Genomic DNA, 20,773 nt, shown 5'->3' with positions numbered 1-20,773 from the left:
AGCACCCCTTTAGAAGGCGGCCAATTTGATTAAAAATTTATACCCGCCCTACATATTCAGCGCATCCTTTGTACATTTAAATGAGATTTACTCACCTCACTCACTTACACAGTCGCATGAACAAACTTCTACTGGGGCTTATCCCCTTGGCGGCCATTGTGCACCAAGCGGAAGCCCAGACTCGCCAGATTTCCGGGCGGGTTACGGATAGAGCTACCGGCGAAGGCTTGCCGGGGGCTACTGTCCTTGTAAAAGGAACGACCAACGGGGTTTCCACGAATTCCGATGGTACCTTCTCCCTGAACGCGCCGGCCGAAGGAGGCACGCTGCAGGTCAGCTCGGTAGGTTACCTGACCGTTGAGCGCGCTATCGGCACGGACAGCCAGATCAACATCGGTCTTTCCGGCGACACCAAGCAGCTGTCGGAAGTAGTGGTAACCGCCCTTGGCATCCAGCGCGAGGCGCGCGCCGTGGGTTACGCCGTTACGGAAATCCAAAGCGCTGCCGTCGTTCAAAAGTCGGAACCGGATGTGCTCCGGACACTGCAGGGCAAAGTCCCCGGTGTGAACATCATCGGATCTAACGGTGCTCCCGGTTCTTCGACCCGCCTGACCATCCGCGGCAACACGTCGCTGCAGGGCAACAACCAGCCCCTGTACATTGTCGACGGGGTACCGTTCAACAACTCGCAGAGCAACTCCGAAAGCCAGTTGGTGCGTGGCTCCGCTTACTCCAACCGTGCGGTTGACATTGACCCGAACAACATCGAGTCGATCAACGTGCTGAAGGGCATGGCCGCTGCGGCCCTCTACGGTTCGCGTGCAGCCAACGGGGTTATCGTGATTACCACGAAAACCGGCAGCCGCAACCGTGGCGACAAAGGCATCCGCGTAGGCTATAACTCGTCCTACTCGTTCGAGAAGATTGCCAACCTGCCCGACTACCAGAACAAGTACGGCTCGGGCAGCCAATTTGCCTTCCAAGAGGCTAACGGCTCGTGGGGACCGGCATTCGGTAGCTCGCTGGCTCCGGCCGATGTGCCTCACCCCAACCGCACCATTGCCGCTTTCCCGGAATTTGCAACGGCTCGCTACCCCTACCAGGCGTTCAAGAACAACGTAAAGGACTTCTTCGAAACCGGTAAGCTGGTCGAAAACTCGGTAAACCTGTCGGCGACCAACGAAAACACTTCGTTCACGGCGGTGCTTTCGCGCTCGGATCAGAGCGGCATGATTCCGTTCTCAAAGTTTGACCGCACCAGCCTCAGCGCCGGTGGCTCGGGTCAGTTCAACAAATTGCGCGTTGGCGGTAACGTTACCTACATCAACAGCAACCAGCAGGGTCCGCAACTCGGTGCCAACAACGCCATTGGTAACGCCTCGGCCTTCTCGCGGATCATGTTCATTCCGCGCAACCTGGACCTGACGGGCCTGCCGAACACGAACCCCGTTACCCGGGCCCCTGTTTTCGGCTGGCTCACCGGCCAAGCCGACAACCCTTACTGGTCAGTAGCTAACAACGCTTATCGGTCTAATGTCGACCGTGTGGCAGCAACCACCAATATCGGCTATGACATCTTGAAGTGGCTGAATTTTAGCTTCAACGGGGGTATCAACACGTTTAGTGACCGTCGCACTACGTCGGTACGTCCGGGTTCTGTGGCCTTCCAAGGTGCTGGTAACGTAATCCAGGATTATCTCCGCAACACGGAACTGGAATCGACTGCCCTGTTGACGGCTGACCAAAATCTGACAGAAGACATTAGCCTGAAAGCTATTATTGGTGCCAACATCAACCAGCGCCAGTTTGAGTCTTCCTCGGTTTCGGGCAATACTTACCTGCAGTTCGATATCGATGATATTCAGAACACCCGCCAGGTAATCAACAACGGCACGAGCTTCAGCAAGCGTCGCCTGTTTGGTTTGCTGGGTGACGTTACGCTGGGCTACAAGGACTTTGTGTACCTGAACGCCACGGCTCGTAACGACTGGTCGTCGACCCTTCCGAAGGCCAACCGTAGCTTCTTCTACCCGAGCGTCAGCGCCTCGTTGATTTTCACCGAAGCATTCGGTATTCAGTCGAGCATCCTGAACATGGGTAAAATTCGTGCCGGCTACGCCAAAGCTGGTAACGATGCGGCTCCGTATTCGCTCATTACCACGTATGGCCTGCAGCCGTTCTACGGCAACAACGTAGGCGGCACCCAGTTCCCGATTACGCCGAGCACGGGCAACCAGAGCACGGTATCAGGTGCGGCCATCGGTGGCTTCGTGGGCGACCCGAACCTGACGCCGGAATTCTCGAAGGAATTCGAAGTAGGTACCGACCTGAATTTCTTCAATGACCGGATTACGCTGGCCGCGACGTACTACGACAAGCGTACGACCGATCAGATTGCTAACGTTCCGCTGCCGTCGGCTACGGGCTTCACTACGTTCGTCACGAACTTCGGGGCCATCTCCAACAAAGGGGTGGAAGTAGGCCTGACCTTGGTGCCGGTGGACGCCGGTGGATTCCGCTGGTCGAGCACCACCAACTTCACCCGCAACCGCAACATCGTAGAGGAGTTGCGTCCAGGTGTAGAGCAGGTGGTAATTGCTGCTAACTTCGGTGACATTCAGGCGGTTCACCGCGCTGGTCAGCCCTACGGTATGTTGATCGGTTCGGTAGCCGCGCGCGACGCCGCCGGCAACCTGCTCATCAACCCGACCACCGGTGGCATGCTGCGTGCCATTGATCCGCAACTCGTTGGTAATCCGAACCCGGACTACACCATCGGCTTCATCAACACCTTTACGTGGAAGGGCCTGACGTTGGAGGGAGTACTGGACTTCCGCAAGGGTGGCGACCTGTACTCGACGACGCTGCAGTCCTACCTGGGCCGCGGTGTGACGAAAGACACGGAAGACCGCGAAAAGAACGTCATCATCAACGGCTTCCTGGGCAACCCGGCAACGAACGCTCCGCTGGTAAACCCCGACGGTTCGCAGATTCCGAACAATGTCGCCATCTCGTTGAACGATTACTATTTCGGTACGGGTTCTGCTGGTATCAACGGCGCTTCGGAATTCTCGGTATTCGACGGTACGACGCTGCGCCTGCGCGAAGTAACGCTGGGCTACGATCTGCCTGCTAAGTTTTTGGCTAAAACCCCGATCCGGGGCTTGAACCTGAGCTTGTCGGGCCGTAACCTCTGGTGGTATTCTCCGAACATTCCGGAGCACAGCAACTTCGATCCGGAAACCAGCACGTACGGCTCTGCTAACGCTCAAGGCTTTGAATTCACCAACGCACCGACGTCCCGTCGCTACGGCGTGAACCTGCGCGTGAATTTCTAATCCTCCTTTCTTTGTCTTAATTACCATGAGAATAAATAAAGTCCCCGTTACCTTGTCCATGCTGGCGCTGCTGGCAGGTGGTACGGGCTGCGACAAGTTCCTTGACGTCAACAAGGACCCGATCAACCCGGCTGATGCCGACATTAACCTGGTGCTGCCGGCCTCTCAGGCGGCAATGGCTACCAACCTGGGGCATAGCACCCTGGGCCTGAGCCAGCCTACGTCGGCCATTGTGCAGCAGCTGAACAACTTCCGTGTCGGCACCTTCGACCTGAACGGCAGCAGCTTCAACAACCAGTGGCTGGGTCTGTACTCCGGTGCGCTGGTCAACAACGAGCAGGTTCTGAACAAGGCGACGGCGTTGCGCGCTTGGCGCTACGTGGGCATCGCCCAAATCCAGAAGGCCTACATGTTCAGCGAAATGGTTGATGTGTGGGGTGATATTCCGTACTCTGAAGCTTTCAAAGGCCAGGGTATCGAGAACATTGCGCCCAAGTTTGACGACGACGCGGCCATTTATGCCGACCTGTTTCGCCTGATCGATGAGGGCATTGCCAACCTGAACCGGACCGATGACACGCAGCGTCCGGGCGTTGACGACCTGATTTACAACGGCAGCACAGCCAAGTGGATCCGGTTGGGCAACACCCTTAAGCTGAAGCTTTACAACCAGGTTCGTTTGGTGCAAAACGTGCAGACGAGCGTAGCTCCGTTGCTGGCAGCTAACGCTAACCTGATTACGGCGGCCGACGACTTTGAATTCCGCTACGGCCGCAGCACTAACCCGCAGAACCAGCATCCGGGCTACTCGGCTGACTACGCCAACTCGGGCCGCGAAAACAACATTGGGGTGTACTTCTTCAACCTGATGAAGGGCAGCACCACCGCAAACCGTCCGACTGATCCGCGCATTCCGTACTACTTCTACAACCAGAAGGCTACGACGGCTGCGGAACTCAACGCGGATTACCAAGATGGCCGTTTCGTTACGGTTCGCTTCGGTAGCGTAGGCCCGCAGGCCAGCGCCAACAATACCTCCATCCGCACGCTGCAAGGTCTCTACCCCATCGGTGGACGCTTCGACAACGGCGCGGGCGGCGTGGCCAACGTGAACTCGGGAACGGGTGATGTGCCGCAGCGCTTCCTGACGTTCTTTGCCCGCAAGTTCATTGAGGCCGAGCTGCACCTGACGGTGTTGAACAATCCGGCGGATGCTAAGACGGCCTTCCAAGCCGCTCTGAATGCTTCGTTCGACAAAGTAGCTGCCATTGCCAACTCGGCGGGCGTGGTACTGACGACGGCGCAGCAAACCCAGCTGACGGCTGACCGCACAGCCTACATCACGGCGGCGCTGGCTCGCTACGACGCGGCTACGTCGACTGAGGGCAAGCTGGAAGTTATCATGACCGAGAAGTACATCTCGAGCTTTGGCTACGGCATCGACATTTACACCGACTACCGCCGCACGGGCTACCCGCGCATCACGCTGGCCGACACGGATGGAGACGCTCAAACCACGCAGACCGGTCCTTTCCCGGTTCGCCTGCCCTACCGCTTGAATGATTTGTTGACCAACCCCAATGCTCCGGCTCAGCCCAACATCAACACCGAGCGTGTTTTCTGGGACCCGAGCTAAGCAACTGTTCGGTTTGTTAACAGCCTAATTTTCGACTTCATGAAAAAAATACTGTTTGCCTTGTGGCTCGGCGTCGCTGCCGTGTCGATGACGTCTTGCAAAGACGAAGACAAGGATCCGCTTCCGAAATTTGAGGAAGTTCCGCTCGTGCTGTCGGCTCTGACGACGGCTACGTACACGCAGGCCGATGCGCGCAGCACCACTGCAAATCCGGTTATCTCGCTCACCACGAACGTAACCGGCCCCAATCTCGACAAAGTAGAATCGGTTGAGATTTATAAGTCGCTGCGCAACATCGTACGCAATGCGCAGGGCCAGCTGGCCCTGCAGACGCTGCCCCGCGTTTTGGTGCGCACGATTCCGCCGGCGCCGACGACTACCGAGATTAGCTTCAACGATCTGGTAGCCAACATGCAGCGCCGGGGCCCCAGCTCCGGATCGGCATTTGACGCGCCCCTGGCGCCGCTGACGCGTGCTTCGCTGACGGCCCAAGAGTCTTTCGTATTCACGTATGAATTGGTGATGAAAGACGGCCGTCGTGTGGTGCTGACGCCGACTTCGGGTGGCATCGTAAGCGGTACGCAAGCAGCAGCTCCCTACGCAGGCATTGTGACCATCGTTCAGTAAGCATTGCTGCTTACCAGCTAACAAAAGCCCCGGCCATTTAGGCCGGGGCTTTTTTGCTTTAAGGCAGGTCGTTGATGCGAAGCACAACGGGGGTATCGGCAGGTGTTGGCTGCTTCAGCCACGCCGCTATTCTGCGGGCCACGGTTTCGGGGGCGGCTAATTGCCCATCGGCGTAAAATGCTTCGAACTTCTGCCCCTCGCTAAACTGGTGTTGATCAGCCTCGCGAATGTGAGCCTGCATATCGGTATCGACTACGCCGGGCGCCAAGCTATGGATGCGGATGCCGCTGTTGCGCAGGTCCTGCTCTTTCTGCGCCACCTGACTCAGCATATCCAGGGCTGCTTTGGAGGCGCAGTACGCCCCCCACCCATCGACAGGGCGCTGCGCCGCGCCGCTGCTGATGTTGAGCACCCGGCGTGGGCAGGGCAGGTGGCCGTAGGCGCTCAGAAACGTGTTCATGAGCATCGCCGGCACGATGACGTTGACATCGAACACGAACTCGTAATGCTCATTGGTATGCTCGCCGCAGTAGCCGATTTCGCCCACCACACCGGCGTTGTTGATGAGCGTGAGGCTGCGGGCATCGGGGCGGGCCGGGAACAGCTTGTGCAGGTTGTTTTGCACCGCTACGGTATCGGAGAAGTCCAGCGGCTGGTGCTGGTAGCGCGGATGGTCGAGGGTGGCGTGCCGCGAAACGCCCAAAACAACGGTGTCCGGCTGCGACAGCGCCTGTTCGGCCAGCGCCCTGCCCAGCCCGCGGCTCGCGCCGGTAATGATGTAATAGTGCATGCGTGCGAAGAACGAGTTGATGCGAGAGGTACGTAAAAAGCAAAAGAGCAATCGAAACGACTGCTCTTTTGCTTTGCGGTTGGGCTGAACGGGCTTAAAGAATGTACTGACTCAGGTCGCGGTTGCGAATCATGCCCTGCAGACGCTCTTCCACCAGCTCGCGTGTTATCTGAATGTGGGCATTGGCGCCGATGCGGTCGGGCACGTCGAACAGAATGTCGTTGAGCAGCCGGCTCATCACCGTGTGCAGGCGGCGGGCACCGATATTCTCCACCTCGCTGTTGACTTCGAACGCAATGGAAGCCAGCTGCTCCAATGCAGCGTCGTCAAACGACAGCTCTACGTCTTCTGCCTTGAGCAAAGCTTCGTACTGCTTGGTCAGGGCGTTTTTGGGGTCTTTGAGGATACGGTAAAAGTCCTCCTTGGTCAGGCTCTGCAGCTCCACCCGGATGGGGAAGCGGCCCTGCAACTCCGGAATCAGGTCGGAGGGTTTGCTCACGTGAAATGCCCCGGCGGCGATGAACAGGATGTGGTCGGTGTGGATGACGCCGTACTTGGTGCTCACTGCTGATCCTTCCACAATGGGCAGCAGGTCGCGCTGCACGCCCTCACGGCTCACATCGGGGCCGCTTTTGCTGGCGTTGGATGAGGCAACCTTATCAATTTCATCGATAAAGATGATACCGGCGTTTTCGGCCAGCCGAATGGCTTCGTCCTTTACCTCGTCCATGTCGATTAGCTTGGATGCTTCCTCGTCGTGCAGAATTTTGCGGGCCTCGGCGATGGTGACCTTGCGCTTGCGCGTCTTCTTGGGCATCATCGAGCCGAGCATGTCCTGCAGCCCTTGTAGCGAGGCTTCGTCCAAGCCGGCCTGCCCGCCCATCAGCCCGATGCCGGGGCTGCCGCCCTGCTGCACCTTGATGTCGATGTGGCGCTCCTCCAGCTCACCGCGGCGCAGCTTTTCGCGGAACCGCTCGCGCGTCCGCTCGTTCAGTTCCGCGTCGGATTGCGGCATGTCGTCGGGGCCAGTGGCGCCGCCGAAGCCCACGCCGGGCTTGACGACGGAGCTGCCGACACCGGCAATGGGTGGAATCAGGGCATCCAGGATGGTGTCCTCGACGGCCTGCTCGGCCTGGACGCGCACGGCCTCCTTACGGCGCTGCTTGACCAGGTTCACGGCCTGTTCGGCCAGGTCGCGCACCATGCTTTCCACATCGCGGCCCACGTAGCCTACTTCGGTGAATTTGGAGGCCTCCACCTTGGTGAAGGGCGCATCGGCAATGGCGGCGAGGCGGCGGGCAATTTCGGTTTTGCCGACGCCCGTCGAGCCGATCATCAGGATGTTGTTCGGCACAATTTCGCGCTGCATGTCCTTGGGCGCGTGCAGACGGCGCCAGCGGTTGCGCAGGGCAATGGCCACGTTGCGCTTGGCATCGTGCTGGCCGATGATGTATTTGTCGAGCTCGGCCACAATCTGGGCCGGCGTGAGGAAGGTGGCGGAATCGAGCATAGGGCTGGAAGCGACGAGGAAGCGCCGCTGCCGACTAGATACTGCGCGGCTGCGGCAGGGTTGCCCGGCTGCAAAAATGATGGCGGAAACCCGCGCCGTGCCGTTCTGGCAGACGCGGCGGGCAGCCTCCGTGTGAGGAGTTAGCCGACGCTTCCTTTTTCTCCAGCTGCAGAAACAGTACAAGACATGCCGCCCAAAACCAGCGACTTTGGTTTCAGGCGGCGCTGGCCGGGGGGTGGCCACCTTGGTCAGGTCGACGGCGTGGCTTGCTCTTCGCCCTCCGCAGTAAGTGTCAGTGCTAGCGCCGGCTAGTCTTTTTTGCCGAACAGCTCGTCCACGTTGCGGCTCAGGGTAATGTAGTTGGCGCCGCCGGATACGTGGTACATGGCGCGGGTATACTCAAACTGGTAGGCCCCGAGCTTGAGCATGGCCCCAAAAGCCAGGCCCGCCCCGCCCGAGGTGTTGTCGAGGCGCAGCTCCCGACGGCGCAGGTGGTTGTAAGAGACGCGCAGGTTCAGGCCCTTGCCCAGAATCAGCTCCCCGCCCACCGTGAAATGCCGCGCAATCTTGTCGCCGATGGTTTTCTTGGGCACTTTCGTCGTGCCATCAAGGCTCTGGGTCCGGCTGCGAATCGTGTCGAGGTACACGATGTCGAACTGCTGCAGGTGATGCGCCGTGATGGTAAAGCGGACCGGCATGTGTTCGGGCTTGATGGACGTGCCCAGCTGCACATCCAGCGGCAGCGGCTCGCGGCTGCTGCCGTCGAAAGGCTTGACTTGGTAACCGAGGTTCTTCACTGCCAGGCCCACGGTCCAGTCTTTCTCGGGATGCTTGAACACGCTGCCCACGTCCACCAGCGTCGCCAGGGAATGGTTGCCGGCAATGCCCGCCACGGCCAGCCGGGCAGTAGCGCCCAGCGTGAACGGCCCGACGGTGTGCGCGTTGCTCACGCTCAGGTGGTAATCATTCACCGAAAACTGCCCGAGCGGGTTGCCGGCCGGGTCGTACATGTCGAAGTCGCCGTAGCTGAGGTACGAGAGGCCGAAACCCCAGCGGCCGAGCTTCTGGGAGTTGCGCACGTACGCGGCGGTGCTCTGCTTGATATCGCCGAGGTAGCCGCCGTAGCTAAGGGCGAGGCGGCCGTCCATGTCGGCGTTGAGCAGGGCCGGGTTGCCGTAGAGCATGCCCGGGTCGGCGTTGCGGCCCGACACGCTCATGCCCCCTACCCCGGCCAGGTAAGCGGTGGGCGGCAGGTTCAGCGACGAAAAAACGTGCTGACCGCCAATCTGGGCGTGCGCAGCCGTGACGCCGCCCCCGCCGAGAATCGGCAATACCAACAAAGCACGGAACAGGCAGCGTACGGGTCGAATCATTGTAGCTAAGATACAACAGAGAAGTGCGAGCCTAACGCACCGGGGCCGGGTTTTATGATGCGGCCGCGACGAGTTTCGGCCGGAACTGAAAAGCAGCGGCCCGGCCCGGGAAATCCCGGGCCGGGCCGGCCAGTGCGAGTGTCCTTGCGGTTACTGCACTTCCACCTCATGCGAAGGTACCGGGGTCGGTTCTTCGCGCACGGTGAGCTTCAGCGGATTTTTCACCAGCTCGTCGAGCAGCGCTACCTGCAGCACATCGTCCACGCGGTCGGCGAAGTGCACCGTCAGGTCCTTGAGGTAATCCGCCGGAATGTCCTGCAGGTCCTTGCGGTTCTTCTGGCACAGAATCACGTCGCGGATGCCGGCGCGCTTGGCGGCCAATAGCTTTTCCTTGATGCCCCCTACCGGCAACACCTTGCCGCGCAGGGTGATTTCACCCGTCATGGCCAGGTGGGAGCGAATTTTACGCTGCGTAAAGACCGAGGCAATGCTGGTGAAGATGGCAATGCCCGCCGACGGCCCATCCTTGGGCACCGCGCCTTCCGGGAAGTGAATGTGCAGGTCGTATTGATCGAACACGCGGTAGTCAATGCCCAGCTCCTCGGCCCGGCTACGCAGGTACGACAGCGCCGTCACGGCCGATTCCTTCATCACGTCGCCGAGTTGCCCCGAAAGCGTGAGCTTGCCGCGGCCGCGGCTCAGCAGGCTTTCGATGAAGAGAATGTCGCCGCCCACGCTCGTCCAGGCCAGGCCCGTCACCACGCCGGCGGTTTCGTTGTCTTGGTACAGGTCGCGGTCGAAGATGGCGGCGCCCAGGATTTTGCTCACGTCGTCGGGCTCCAGCTTGGCCGGGAAGGGCTCCTTCATGGCCTTGTGCTTGGCCACGTTGCGCGCCAGGGCCCCCAGTTTGCGCTCCAGGCTGCGCACCCCCGACTCGCGGGTGTAGTCGTCGATGACGCGCTGCACGGCCGCGGTGCTGATGCTCACGTCCTTGCTGGTGAGCCCGTGCTCCGTGACCTGCTTGGGCCAAAGGTGCTTCTTGGCAATCTGGGTTTTCTCTTCCAGCGTGTAGCCCGTCAGGTCGATGATTTCCATCCGGTCGCGTAGGGCCGGGTGGATGCTGTCGAGCGAGTTGGCGGTGGCGATGAAGAGCACGCGCGAGAGGTCGTACTCCACCTCCAGGTAATTGTCGGTGAAGGTCGAGTTCTGCTCCGGGTCAAGGACCTCCAGCAGGGCGGCCTGCGGGTCGCCGCGGAAGTCGGAGCTGAGCTTGTCCACCTCGTCCAGAATCATCACCGGGTTAGAGGCGCCAGCTTTCTTGATCTGCGAGATGATGCGGCCGGGCATGGCGCCCACGTAGGTTTTGCGGTGCCCGCGGATTTCGGCTTCGTCGCGCACGCCGCCCAGCGAAAGGCGCACGTACTTGCGGCCCAGCGAAGTGGCGATGGAGCGCCCCAACGAGGTTTTGCCCACGCCGGGCGGGCCGTAGAGGCACAGAATGGGCGCGCGCAGATCCTGCTTGAGCTTGAGCACGGCCAAGTACTCCAGAATGCGCTCCTTCACCTTTTCCAGCCCGTAGTGGTCCTGGTCGAGGATTTTGCGGGTGCGCTTCAGGTTGAAGTTGTCCTTGGTGTATTCGCCCCAAGGCAAGTCCAGCAGAAACTCGGCGTAGTTCAGGCTCACCGGGTACTCGGCGGCCATGGGGCTCATGCGGCCCAGCTTGTCAAGTTCTTTCTGGAAGTGCTTGGCCACCGACTCCGGCCACTGCTTGTCCTTGGCGCGCACGCGCAGCTTATCCAGCTCCTGGTCGGGGCCATCCTGGCCCAGCTCGTCCTGCAGCACCTTCAGTTGCTGGCGAAGGAAATAGTCGCGCTGCTGCTGATCGAGGTCGGTGTGGACCTTGCTCTGGATTTCGTGCTTGATTTCGAGCAGCTGGATTTCCTTCAGCAGCATTTCCAGCAGCTGGGTGCCACGCTGCACCCCCTCGTTGGTTTCCAGCAGCCGCTGCTTCTGGCCCACTTCCACGTTGAGGTTAGAGGCCAGGAAGTGAATCAGGAAAGCCGGCGACTCGATGTTGTCCAGCGCCACCTGGGCTTCCTGCGGAATTTCCGGGTTGAGCTTGAGCATCTTAGTGGCCGCGTCTTTCAGCGAGGACACCAGGCCTTTCAGCTCCTTGTTGGCCCGCACCGGCATCAGCTCGGGCAGGTAATCCACGCGGGCGGTGAAGTAGGGCGTGCTCTGCACCACTTCGGCCAGCCGGAAGCGCTGCTGCCCTTGGATGATGATGGTCGTGTTGCCGTCGGGCAGCTCCAACAGCTTCAGGATGCGTGCCATGGTGCCCACCTCGTAGAGGTCGGTCAGCGCGGGGTCCTCGGCGTTACCGGTTTTCTGCGCCAACACGCCCACCAGCTTGTCGCCCTTGTAGGCCTTGCGCACGAGGCGGATGCTTTTCTTGCGCGTGACGGTGACGGGCAGCACCACGCCGGGAAAGAGCACGGTGTTGCGCACGGGCAGGATGGGCAGCAGTTCCGGCGTATCGCCCGGCTCAGGCCCAGCCTGCTCAGGGTCGGCCGACACGACTTGCACCAGTTCGTCGGGTCCATCCGTCATGAGGACCAGGCCGGCGGGCAAACGCGGATCAGATTTTTTTGGCATAGAGTAAGGAGGGGTCAGCAGCGCCAGAATGGCAGGCCAAGGCGGCCCAGGTGCCGTCCGCTGGACGAAGATACCCTTTTGTCAAGTGCCGTGCCACGCCAAAATGCGCGCGCGGCTCCGGCCAGCCCGGCACACGGCCGGCGGCGCCTGTCAGGCGGCGCTAAGCGCGTTGGCGGCAAGTATTTGCCGGTGCGTCACCGAAAAGCTATATTTTTGGAGTCCTTGGCTTTCCCACGCCGGGCTCCTGCGCTGTTCGCACTATGTTTCGTTTGATACGACTACTCTTTTTCCTGCTTCTCGGGCTTCTGTGGCTGACTGGCCCCGTACTGGCCCAGAAAAATACGCCTAACCGCCAGCGGGCCCTGTCCGGCAAAATCACGCGGCAGCTGCGCGTGCGCCCCGACGCCACCCCCGACTTCGTCAACGTCAACCGCCTTGCCTTTTTCGAGGACAAAAAACAGCTCCGGGAAATTGCCAAGGCCGAAAAGCGCAAGAACTGGACGGCCGCCCGCAACCTGCTGGAGCGCTACGTGGCCCAGTTCGGCATTGAGAACTTCTACAAAAACAACATGATGCTCTGGCGCCTGGGGCAGCTCTACGAGCGCACCGGCGCGGAGGAAAAAGCCAGGGCTTACTACCGCCTCGCCCTGAAGCACCACCGCCAGGACGTCACCAAAATTCAGCTCTACTACGACTCGCTGGAGCAGAAGGACCAGGACCTGTACGTGCCGCTCAAGACGTACTACGACATCGTGGAGTACCGGAAGAACATCGCCACCTTCCGGCCACCCAAGGGCGTGTACACCAACATGGGTGCGGGCGTCAACTCCCAGGTGGAGGACTACGGCCCGAGCTACAACGACGACACGGAGCAGCTGATTTTCTCCTCCAAGCGCAAGGTGCGCGGCATTCACAACGTGGTCGACGAGGACCTGTACGTGGCCAAGCGCCAGGGCGAATCGTGGCTGGACGCCGAGCCGCTGCCCAAGCCCATCAACTCGCCCTACAACGAGGGCTCGGCCTGCCTGAGCAAGGACGGCACCACCATGTACTTCTCGCGCTGCGAGTGCCCCACCTGCCACGGCAACTGCGACCTGTTCGTGTCGCGGCTGAAAAACGGGCAGTGGACGGTGCCGCAAAGCCTGGGCATGAACGTGAATTCCACGGGTTGGGACTCGCAGCCGACCCTCTCGCGCACCGAGGACACGCTGTACTTCGCCTCCGACCGCATCGGTGGCTTCGGGCTGTCCGACATCTGGTTTACCCACAAGCTCAAGAACGGACAGTGGGCCAAGGCCCAGAACATGGGCCCCATCATCAACACCCGCGAGAGTGAGGTGAGCCCCTTCTACCACCCGCTCTACAACGTGCTGTACTTCTCCTCGCGCGGGCAGCTGCTGAATTTCGGCGACTTCGACATCTACAAAGCCTACCGCATGCAGGGCCGCTGGCAGGAGCCCATCAACATCGGGCCGCTGGTAAACGGCAAGGGCTCGGAGTACTACTTCACCATCGACGCGGACTCCAAGAACCTGTACTATGCCCGCTCGGAGGAAAAGCAGATGAAGAATCTGGACCTCTACTCCTTTCCGCTGCCGATGGAGGCCCAGCCGCTGGCCACCACCCACGTGGAAGGCACGCTCATCGACTCGGTCACGCAGAAGCCCCTGAACGGCATCATCAGCATCATCGACGTGGACAACGGCATCGAGGTAGCCTCCAAGTACGTGCGCCCGGACGGCTCCTTCGACTTCGACCTCATCGACGGTTCGAAATACGTGATGCTGATTCAGAGCCCGGATTACTTTACGGTGGAAAAGCAGTTCGACCTGAAAGCAGACACGGTGATGAAGATCATGACGACCAGCATCGACTACAACATCCCGCTCATTTTCCGCAACATCGAGTTCGACGCGGGCAAGTCCAACATCCGGCAGGAGATGCACGCTACGCTGGACCGCATCGTGGTGTTCATGGTGGACCACCCCGACACCAAGCTGCGCATTGCCGGCCACACCGACGCCGCCGGCGACCCGGACGTGAACGAGAAGCTCTCCCAGGACCGCGCCGACGCCATCCGCAAGTACATCGAAGTCAAGGGCAAGCTTAAGCCCAACCGCATCGAAAGCCGGGGCTACGGCAGCACTGTGCCGCTAAAGGAAGAAGTGACGGAGGAAGACATGCGCACCAACCGCCGGGTGGAGTTCCGCTTGGTAAAGCCCGAAACGGAGCAGAAACAGGCCAAGGACGCGGGCAGCGGTTGGAACTAGCCGTTCGGCCCCGCCATACAACCTTTCGCGCCCCCGGCCCCACTTGTTACCGGGCCGAGCTTACCGTGCCCCGCGTCATCCTCTTCCCCGCATGATTAGTTTTTACCCTACGAGCCGGCCGGCCGGCGGCTTCCTGGTTGCCGCCGCCCTGCTGCTTAGCCTGACGTCCCAGGCCCAGACCACCGCCCCGGAAACGACCGCCGCTCCGCTGAATACCCGCTACCGCGCCACCGCGCTGTCCTTATCCACGGGCTGGGGCGCGCCCTATGGCGTTGGCCTGGAGCTTAGCCACTTCGTCACCCGCCAGCTAGACCTCAACGCCGGAGTGGGCATCGGCCTAAGCGGGAGCAAGCTGGGCCTGGGGGCCCGCTACTTTCTGGCGCCCAACAAGCGGGTCTCGTCTTACTTTGGCTTGAACCTCGTGCGCTCGGGCGGCTGGAACGAGGTAGAAATGCGCGAGGGTGGCGGCGACGACTGGTACGAGGATGGGTACCGCATCGGCACCCTTACCGTGAAGGCTTCCACGGTGGCCCACCTGCGCTACGGGGTCCGCTGGCAGCCGGGCAAACGCCCCGGCCGCGTGGGGGTACTGGGTACCGTCGGCTACGGCATCCGCCTCGGCGGTGACCCGATGGTGTACCACATGGACCCCAGCTTCGACAAGCCGGACAAGCTGGAACAGGCCGTTTACCGCAGTGTGTACGCTCCCGGCGGCCTCGAATTCTCGCTGGGCCTGAGCCTCGGCCTGGGCGAGCGGATGCGCGAGTAGCCCTGCTGGTACCCCTGAACGGCCGGAAGCCCGGCAGCCACCCCATGCTAGGGCGGCTGCTGGGCTTCCGGCCGTTCAGGGGCAGGGGCTTACCAGCTTAGCTGCTGCTCTTCGTTGCCAGCGCGAAACAAGGCGCTCTGCTTTTTACCGCCGGCCTCCAGGTTCACGATGTTCATCTGATCGGCAAACTGCTCCATCAGCAGGCGGTGGCGCAGGGTGAGGCTGCGGGTGGCGGCGGGCAGCTTCACGCTGAAATGCAGCCAATACGCGTCCTTGTCCTGCTGCAGGCCCAGGTAGTTGAGCGGCAGCGCTTCGCCGGGCCGGGTGCCCACGGCCACCGTGCGGCGCAGGTAGCCGCTGAGCAAAGGCGTCAGCTGGGCGGCCGGCGTTTCGGCAATGCTCACCGGCCGCGGCTGCCCGTGGCTGAGGGCCGTTTCCAGGTCGTCAGTAAAGACTTTCAGCGACACTTCCAGCTGCTGGGTCTTGGCATTCAGGCGTGCCTCCATGATGCTGGCGTGGTAGGCGTGGGCCCAGGCCGCGGTAACGAGCAGCAGCAGAAAGCCCAGCAGGGCAGCAAAACGACGCATAGAGAAAGAGGGTTTCGGACAGGCAACAACGCCTGAGAAAAAGTAATGCCATCTTCGGTCAGGAAGACGGCATTACCAGCAGGTGGCATCAAAAGGCCAGCGGCTTAGAACTTACTAATAAGCCACTTGATGGGCGTTTTGAAGAGCACGAAGGCCATCAGGCTCAGCACCAGCAGCATGCCCACTTTCTGGGCGTTTTCCATGAAGCGGTCCGAAGGCTTGCGGCCCGAAATGATTTCGTAGGTCAGGAACACCACGTGGCCGCCGTCGAGGGCCGGGATGGGCAGCAGGTTCATGAAGGCCAAGGCCAGCGACAAGGCGCCGGTCATCTGCCAGAAATGCTCCCAGCTGAAATCGTCGGCGCCGCCAAACTGCTGGGCAATTTCGATGGGGCCGCCGAGCGAATCCACGGCCGACACTTCGCGGCGGAACATCTTGCCGAAGGCCTGCACCTGCAGGCTAATGAACTCGTAGGCCTTTTCGGCGCCGCGCGGCAGCGACTCCAGCAACGAGTACTGCCGGTGGCCGATGCGCACCAGCGGCTTCTGCTCGATGCCCATTTTGCCCTGCTCGGTCACTTTCATGGGCAGCGTGAGGCGCTCGGCGCCGCGCTGCACCACCACAGTGGTTTGCTGGCCGGAATAACGCTTCAGTGCGCCCTGCAGCTCGTAGAAAAACTGCACGGGCACCTCCCCGATCTGCACGACTTTGTCGCCGCCCTGCACGCCGGCTTCGGCGGCCGGGCCGCCGGGGGCCACGCGCCGCACCTCGAAGGGCAGGCGCGGCACCACGAAGTCGCGCTGGGCGGGGTCGTTGAGCTTGTCGAGCATGTTGGTGGGCACGTTGATGTCCACCAGCTGGGCGCCGCGCTCCACGGTGTAGTAGCTGCCGTTGCCGAGCAGCACCTGCGGGGCGTACACTTCATCGAAGTTCTCGAACGGCTTGCCGTTGATCTTCACGATCCGGTCGCCGAGGCGGAAGCCCATCTGCTCGCCCAGCTTGTTGGGCATGATGCCGTAGCGGGCCTCGGAAGCGGGAATGTACTCCTCGCCGTACTTGAAGGTGAGCAGGGCGAAGATGATGATGCCCGTGATGACGTTCACGATGATGCCGCCCAGCATCACGATCAGGCGCTGCCAGGCCGGCTTGGCCCGGAACTCGTAGGGCTGCGGAGGCCCGCTCAGCGCGTCGGTGTCGAGCGACTCGTCCACCATGCCGGTAATCTTGACGAAGCCGCCCAGCGGGATGGCCCCGACCATGTACTCGGTTTCGCCGATCTGCTTGCCAAACACCTTGGGCGGGAAACCGATGGAGAACTTCTCCACCCGCATCCCAAACCATTTGGCCGACAGCATGTGCCCTGCTTCGTGCAGGCCCACCAGGATGGTGAGTGCCAGCAGCAGCTGGCCGGCCATTACCAGAATATCCATTCGTTACTTAGTTGTCAGTTGATTCTGTTTGTGTTCCTGAGCTTGCAAAGGACCTTGGCACACCGGATAGTTACCATCCGGTACTGATCGTTCACACGGGCTAAGGTCCTTCGCTGCGCTCAGGATGACAGCAGGACCTTGTGGAATGTTACTTCACCAACTCCGAAGCTACCCGCCGAGTTTCGGCATCGGTCAGCACGTAGTCCTCCAACGATGGCTCGGCAAGGTACGAAACCCGGCTCAGGCAGCTTTCCACCACCTCGGGCAGTTGCAGAAAGCCGATCTGCTCGCGCAGGAAGGCGGCCACGGCTATTTCATTGGCCGCGTTGAGCACGCAGGGCGCGTTGCCGCCGCGGCGCATGGCTTCGAAAGCCAGCGGCAGGTTGCGGAACGTGTCGCCGTCGGGCTGCTCGAACGTGAGCGTGGGGTAGTCCAGAAAGCTGAAGCGCGGGAAGTCGTTGGGCAGGCGCTCGGGGAAGCCCAGCGCGTACTGAATGGGCAGCTTCATGTCGGGCAGGCCGAGCTGGGCCTTGAGCGAGCCGTCCCGGAACTGCACCAGCGAGTGAATGATGCTCTGCGGGTGCACCACCACCTCGATCTGCTCGTCGCGGAGCCCAAACAGCCACTTGGCCTCAATCACCTCCAGGCCCTTGTTCATCAGGGAGGCCGAGTCGATGGTGATTTTGGCGCCCATCTCCCAGTTCGGATGCTTCAGGGCCTGCGCCCGGGTCACCTGGGCCAGCTCCTGCGCCGAGCGCCCGCGGAAGGGCCCACCCGAAGCCGTCAGGATGATCTTTTCCACCGATTCGGGGGCCTCGCCCACCAGGCATTGGAAGATGGCCGAGTGCTCGGAATCGACCGGGTAAATGGCCGACCCGTGCTGCCGGGCCAGGGCCGTGACCAGCTGCCCGGCCACCACCAGCGTTTCTTTGTTGGCCAGGGCAATGGTTTTACCAGCCCGCAGCGCGGCCACCGTGGGCTGCAGCCCGGCGTAGCCTACCAGGGCCGTGAGCACCACGTTCACGTCGGGGCGGGCGGCTACTTCGGCCAGGGCCGCGGCCCCGGCCATGACGGTGGTTTCGGGCTGCGAAGCCAGGGCGGCTTTCACCCCGGCGTACTGCGCCTCGTCGCCAATGACGACCACGGCGGGGCGGAATTCGCGGGCTTGCATCACCAACAGATCGGCGCTGCGCTGGGCCGTGAGTGCCGCCACGCGGAAGCGCCCGGGATGGGCGCGCACCACGTCGAGCGTCTGGGTGCCGATGGAACCGGTGGAGCCCAGCAGGGCCAGGGAGCGGGGATGGGAAGCAGTCATGCGGGAGAGTTCGGCGGCCCGCCCGGGGAAGGGCGTTGGGCAAAGGTAAGGCGCTTCGGCCGAGGCATCACGCGCCAGCCGCCGGGGTCGCGCCGGCACCCGGCTCCTAGCCGCCGCTTGAGCCAGATAGGTTGGGGCAAGCTAAGGCCGCGACACGACGCCCGGCAACCGCTGCTTAGGCCACGCTTTCCACCCGAACGGCTTTCCCGTTGAACACGACCTGCTCCCCCGCCCGCTTGCCGCTGAGCGCCTGCGCCACCGGCGCGGCCGCCGACACGGCAAAGTAGTCCTGCCCATCGACCAGCAGCTTGCCGGCGCTGATGCTCACGTAGAAGCGGCCCATGCTGGTGACGACCAGGGCACCGGGCCGCACCGCGTCGCAGCTCTTCGTGGGGTCGATGCGCTGCAGCTCGCCGAGCAGTTGCTTGGCTTCGTGCAGCTGCACGGCGTTTCGGTCCCGCTCGTTCTGGGCCATGGCGCGGCCGGTTTCGTACTTGTCGCCGGCACTGCTCTTGGTTTCGGAGTTGGCCGATTCCTGCGCCGCGTTGATGGCGGCCTGGCAAGTAGCCATGCGCTGCTCGACAAAGGCGAGGCAGGCGGCGTGGAGTTGTTCTTTAATCATGCTCGGGTTCATCAGGTAGCAGCCAGCCGGCTTTGATCAGCTGCAGTAGTTCGACCAACTGGTCGTGGTGGGTGCCGGTGACGTCAACGCAAACTACCCGCTCTACGGCCTCCGCGCACAGATTGGGCGAGTTCAACGTGGTAAACCAGAAGCCTGCCGCAATATCAGCGTCAGAAACGGTTACAGGTGCCTGGCCATAATCGAATGGTTGTTGGTGTTGCTCTTCCCAGCGCACCGCTCGCATGACGATTTCCTCGTCAAACCAATCTTCCAGCAGAGCGGCACTAGGTCCGGCGCAGCCGATGCCGAGCGGATGGTGCTGCAGGCACTCTTTCGTCAGTTCGTCAAACCCCACCCGGTCCGGCCCGCCAACCGTGACGAACAGCACCCAGTTGCGGCTTGGTAGCGCCTCGGCCCATTGTGTACCAGGTACAAATGGGAGGTAGTGTACTTCGTAGCTGTTGAGCCAGCCTAATGTTTCCATACGCCGTCTGCTGGCCCCGGCGCCAGCAGCGCCGACAGGCTTTCCACCCACTCCTCATTCTCCGGCCGCACCAGCAGCACCCGAAACCCGTGCCGCTCCCCTTCCAGCCGCACGCCCTCCGAGTCGTCCACCAGCACGTCGATGCCGAAGCTAGGCGGGTGCTTGGAGCAACGGGCCGTTACCGTCCGCTCGTGCCGCGTTTGGTTGACGACACCGGCCAGCCGGATGCCGTGCAGCCCGAACAGGCGGCGGATGTAGCCCGCCGAGCGGTACGAGGTGGTATATACCCACACCTCCCAACCCTGCTGCTGGCAGTGCCGCATGAGCGCCGCCGTGCCGCGCCGCAGCTGTTCATGGCCGAGCAACCGCGCCAGCCAGCCCAGCCGCGGGGTTTCTAGCGCAAAGGGGTGAGCCCCGCGGATAAGCGTATTGTCGAGGTCAAAGGCAACGCGCATTGTTTTAGGCAAGTAATCAGGCCGGCAGTGGGTCGTTTAACTCCTCGTCCAGCTCTACCGGCGGCTCCAGCTCGTCGTACAGCGCCTGCAGCTGGGCCTGGCTGAAGCCGTCGGCGGTGCTCAGGGTGAGGGCCTTCTCCGCGTAGGCCAGCCGCAGTTCATACACCTGCCGCGACGAGAGCAGGCTGCCGGGCTTGCTTAGCTCCCCCACCACCGTTTCGGCGCGGGGCCAGACGAACTGCCGGGGCCGGAATTGCTGGTAGTACTCGATGGTGATGGTGTCGGCCGTGAGGGTAATGCACCGCGGGTACCGCTCCTGCACCAGGTACAGCAGCCCCAGCGCGGCAATCAGCAGCACCGGCCCGAGGTAGCCGATCAGGCCGGCCCAGATCAGCAGCCCGAGGGCCAGCAGCAACAGGGGCAGTTCGCGGCGCCACTGCCGGCCGTAGCTGCGCGGATTGACCAGTTGCCAGGAATTGTTCCCAGCATCGGAGCCGATAAAAGAGGTTTTTTCTGGCATATTATGACCCTATCCAAACAATAAGAATGTATTTATTGAGAGGATCTATCAATCTTATAATTTGCTTTTAATAACCTAACATCTGACTCAAGCTGCTGTATCTTGGTTGAATTGCTATCAGTCTTGACAATATTCATTGCAAATGTAATTAATCCGATTATTGAAGCTATTAAGATTCCTGCTATTTGAGTCCATCTTAAGAAATTAGCCCATCCTTTCTCTTTGCCCTCAGATAGTAGTTTCTTCTGCAGATAAGCAGTAGCACCTTCAGGTGAGCATCTGATAACAAATGGCCTTTGGTTCCTGTCAACTGATACCATACCCCGTTCTATAGCGGATTCGAGAACGGTGTAGCTGCTAGTGGAGACACTGCGTAAGCATGTAGATGCAAG

At 61.3% G+C, this 20,773-nt stretch carries 17 protein-coding genes; 5 read left to right on the top strand and 12 right to left on the bottom strand.

The window, feature by feature from the left end; all coding sequences use genetic code 11:
• The first annotated feature begins 116 nt into the window (after positions 1-116).
• From ACYVKQ_RS20090 to ACYVKQ_RS20080, 3 genes are read left to right on the top strand one after another with little or no spacing between them, the layout of a single operon-like run.
• Positions 117-3,338: a SusC/RagA family TonB-linked outer membrane protein gene (locus ACYVKQ_RS20090; protein ID WP_460677148.1), complete on the top strand. Its 3,222-nt coding sequence runs from the start codon at positions 117-119 to the stop codon at positions 3,336-3,338.
• Between the two features lie 58 nt (positions 3,339-3,396).
• Positions 3,397-4,974, top strand: a complete 1,578-nt coding sequence (locus ACYVKQ_RS20085; RefSeq protein WP_460677147.1) for a SusD/RagB family nutrient-binding outer membrane lipoprotein — start codon at positions 3,397-3,399, stop codon at positions 4,972-4,974.
• Between the two features lie 39 nt (positions 4,975-5,013).
• Complete coding sequence (locus ACYVKQ_RS20080; RefSeq protein ID WP_460677146.1) at positions 5,014-5,601, top strand: hypothetical protein; 588 nt, start codon at positions 5,014-5,016, stop codon at positions 5,599-5,601.
• 58 nt (positions 5,602-5,659) lie between these two features.
• Here ACYVKQ_RS20080 and ACYVKQ_RS20075 read toward each other — a convergent pair whose 3' ends face one another.
• The 4 genes from ACYVKQ_RS20075 to lon all read right to left on the bottom strand — a co-directional run bounded on the left by ACYVKQ_RS20075 (position 5,660) and on the right by lon (position 11,929).
• Positions 5,660-6,391 (bottom strand): SDR family NAD(P)-dependent oxidoreductase, encoded by a 732-nt coding sequence (locus ACYVKQ_RS20075; RefSeq protein WP_460677145.1) that lies wholly within the window; start codon positions 6,389-6,391, stop codon positions 5,660-5,662.
• Between the two features lie 94 nt (positions 6,392-6,485).
• Positions 6,486-7,901 (bottom strand): ATP-dependent protease ATPase subunit HslU, encoded by a 1,416-nt coding sequence (gene hslU, locus ACYVKQ_RS20070; RefSeq protein ID WP_460677144.1) that lies wholly within the window; start codon positions 7,899-7,901, stop codon positions 6,486-6,488.
• 308 nt (positions 7,902-8,209) lie between these two features.
• The gene (gene porQ, locus ACYVKQ_RS20065; protein ID WP_460677143.1) at positions 8,210-9,274 is read right to left on the bottom strand and encodes a type IX secretion system protein PorQ; all 1,065 of its coding nucleotides are present in this window, start codon (positions 9,272-9,274) and stop codon (positions 8,210-8,212) included.
• A gap of 150 nt (positions 9,275-9,424) precedes the next feature.
• Positions 9,425-11,929: an endopeptidase La gene (lon, locus tag ACYVKQ_RS20060; protein WP_460677142.1), complete on the bottom strand. Its 2,505-nt coding sequence runs from the start codon at positions 11,927-11,929 to the stop codon at positions 9,425-9,427.
• A gap of 260 nt (positions 11,930-12,189) precedes the next feature.
• Here lon and ACYVKQ_RS20055 point away from each other — a divergent pair, with 260 nt between their 5' ends.
• Together ACYVKQ_RS20055 and ACYVKQ_RS20050 are read left to right on the top strand one after the other, a co-directional pair.
• Entirely contained in the window at positions 12,190-14,199 is a 2,010-nt protein-coding gene (locus ACYVKQ_RS20055) for an OmpA family protein (RefSeq protein WP_460677141.1), read from the top strand.
• 91 nt (positions 14,200-14,290) lie between these two features.
• The gene (locus tag ACYVKQ_RS20050; protein ID WP_460677140.1) at positions 14,291-14,968 is read left to right on the top strand and encodes a hypothetical protein; all 678 of its coding nucleotides are present in this window, start codon (positions 14,291-14,293) and stop codon (positions 14,966-14,968) included.
• A gap of 89 nt (positions 14,969-15,057) precedes the next feature.
• Here ACYVKQ_RS20050 and ACYVKQ_RS20045 read toward each other — a convergent pair whose 3' ends face one another.
• The 8 genes from ACYVKQ_RS20045 to ACYVKQ_RS20010 form a co-directional block, all read right to left on the bottom strand.
• Positions 15,058-15,555 (bottom strand): DUF6702 family protein, encoded by a 498-nt coding sequence (locus ACYVKQ_RS20045; RefSeq protein WP_460677139.1) that lies wholly within the window; start codon positions 15,553-15,555, stop codon positions 15,058-15,060.
• A 104-nt stretch (positions 15,556-15,659) separates the two neighbouring features.
• Complete coding sequence (rseP, locus tag ACYVKQ_RS20040) at positions 15,660-16,985, bottom strand: RIP metalloprotease RseP (protein WP_460677138.1); 1,326 nt, start codon at positions 16,983-16,985, stop codon at positions 15,660-15,662.
• A 148-nt stretch (positions 16,986-17,133) separates the two neighbouring features.
• On the bottom strand, positions 17,134-18,300 hold the full coding sequence (locus tag ACYVKQ_RS20035) for a 1-deoxy-D-xylulose-5-phosphate reductoisomerase (protein WP_460677137.1): 1,167 nt from the start codon (positions 18,298-18,300) through the stop codon (positions 17,134-17,136).
• Positions 18,301-18,475: 175 nt separating this feature from the next.
• Positions 18,476-18,922, bottom strand: coding sequence for a 3-oxoacyl-ACP synthase (locus ACYVKQ_RS20030; RefSeq protein ID WP_460677136.1), 447 nt, complete (start codon positions 18,920-18,922; stop codon positions 18,476-18,478).
• A complete protein-coding gene (locus ACYVKQ_RS20025; protein ID WP_460677135.1) occupies positions 18,915-19,406 on the bottom strand; it encodes a hypothetical protein in 492 nt (163 codons plus the stop codon). Before ACYVKQ_RS20025 ends, ACYVKQ_RS20030 begins: the two co-directional genes overlap by 8 nt.
• Positions 19,394-19,861 carry an HAD family hydrolase gene (locus ACYVKQ_RS20020; RefSeq protein ID WP_460677134.1) on the bottom strand — a complete coding sequence of 156 codons (468 nt, stop codon included), beginning with the start codon at positions 19,859-19,861 and terminating at the stop codon, positions 19,394-19,396. The genes ACYVKQ_RS20025 and ACYVKQ_RS20020 overlap by 13 nt, the downstream gene beginning before the upstream one ends.
• 16 nt (positions 19,862-19,877) lie before the next feature.
• The gene (locus tag ACYVKQ_RS20015; protein WP_460677133.1) at positions 19,878-20,381 is read right to left on the bottom strand and encodes a hypothetical protein; all 504 of its coding nucleotides are present in this window, start codon (positions 20,379-20,381) and stop codon (positions 19,878-19,880) included.
• Positions 20,382-20,413: 32 nt separating this feature from the next.
• Positions 20,414-20,773 (bottom strand): hypothetical protein (locus tag ACYVKQ_RS20010; protein WP_460677132.1); only part of this gene is annotated, 360 nt, incomplete at its 5' end.

This window comes from Hymenobacter coalescens (assembly GCF_054783195.1).
The sequence above is the reverse complement of the archived record's forward strand: the minus strand, read 5'-3'. Positions and strand labels throughout refer to the sequence as shown.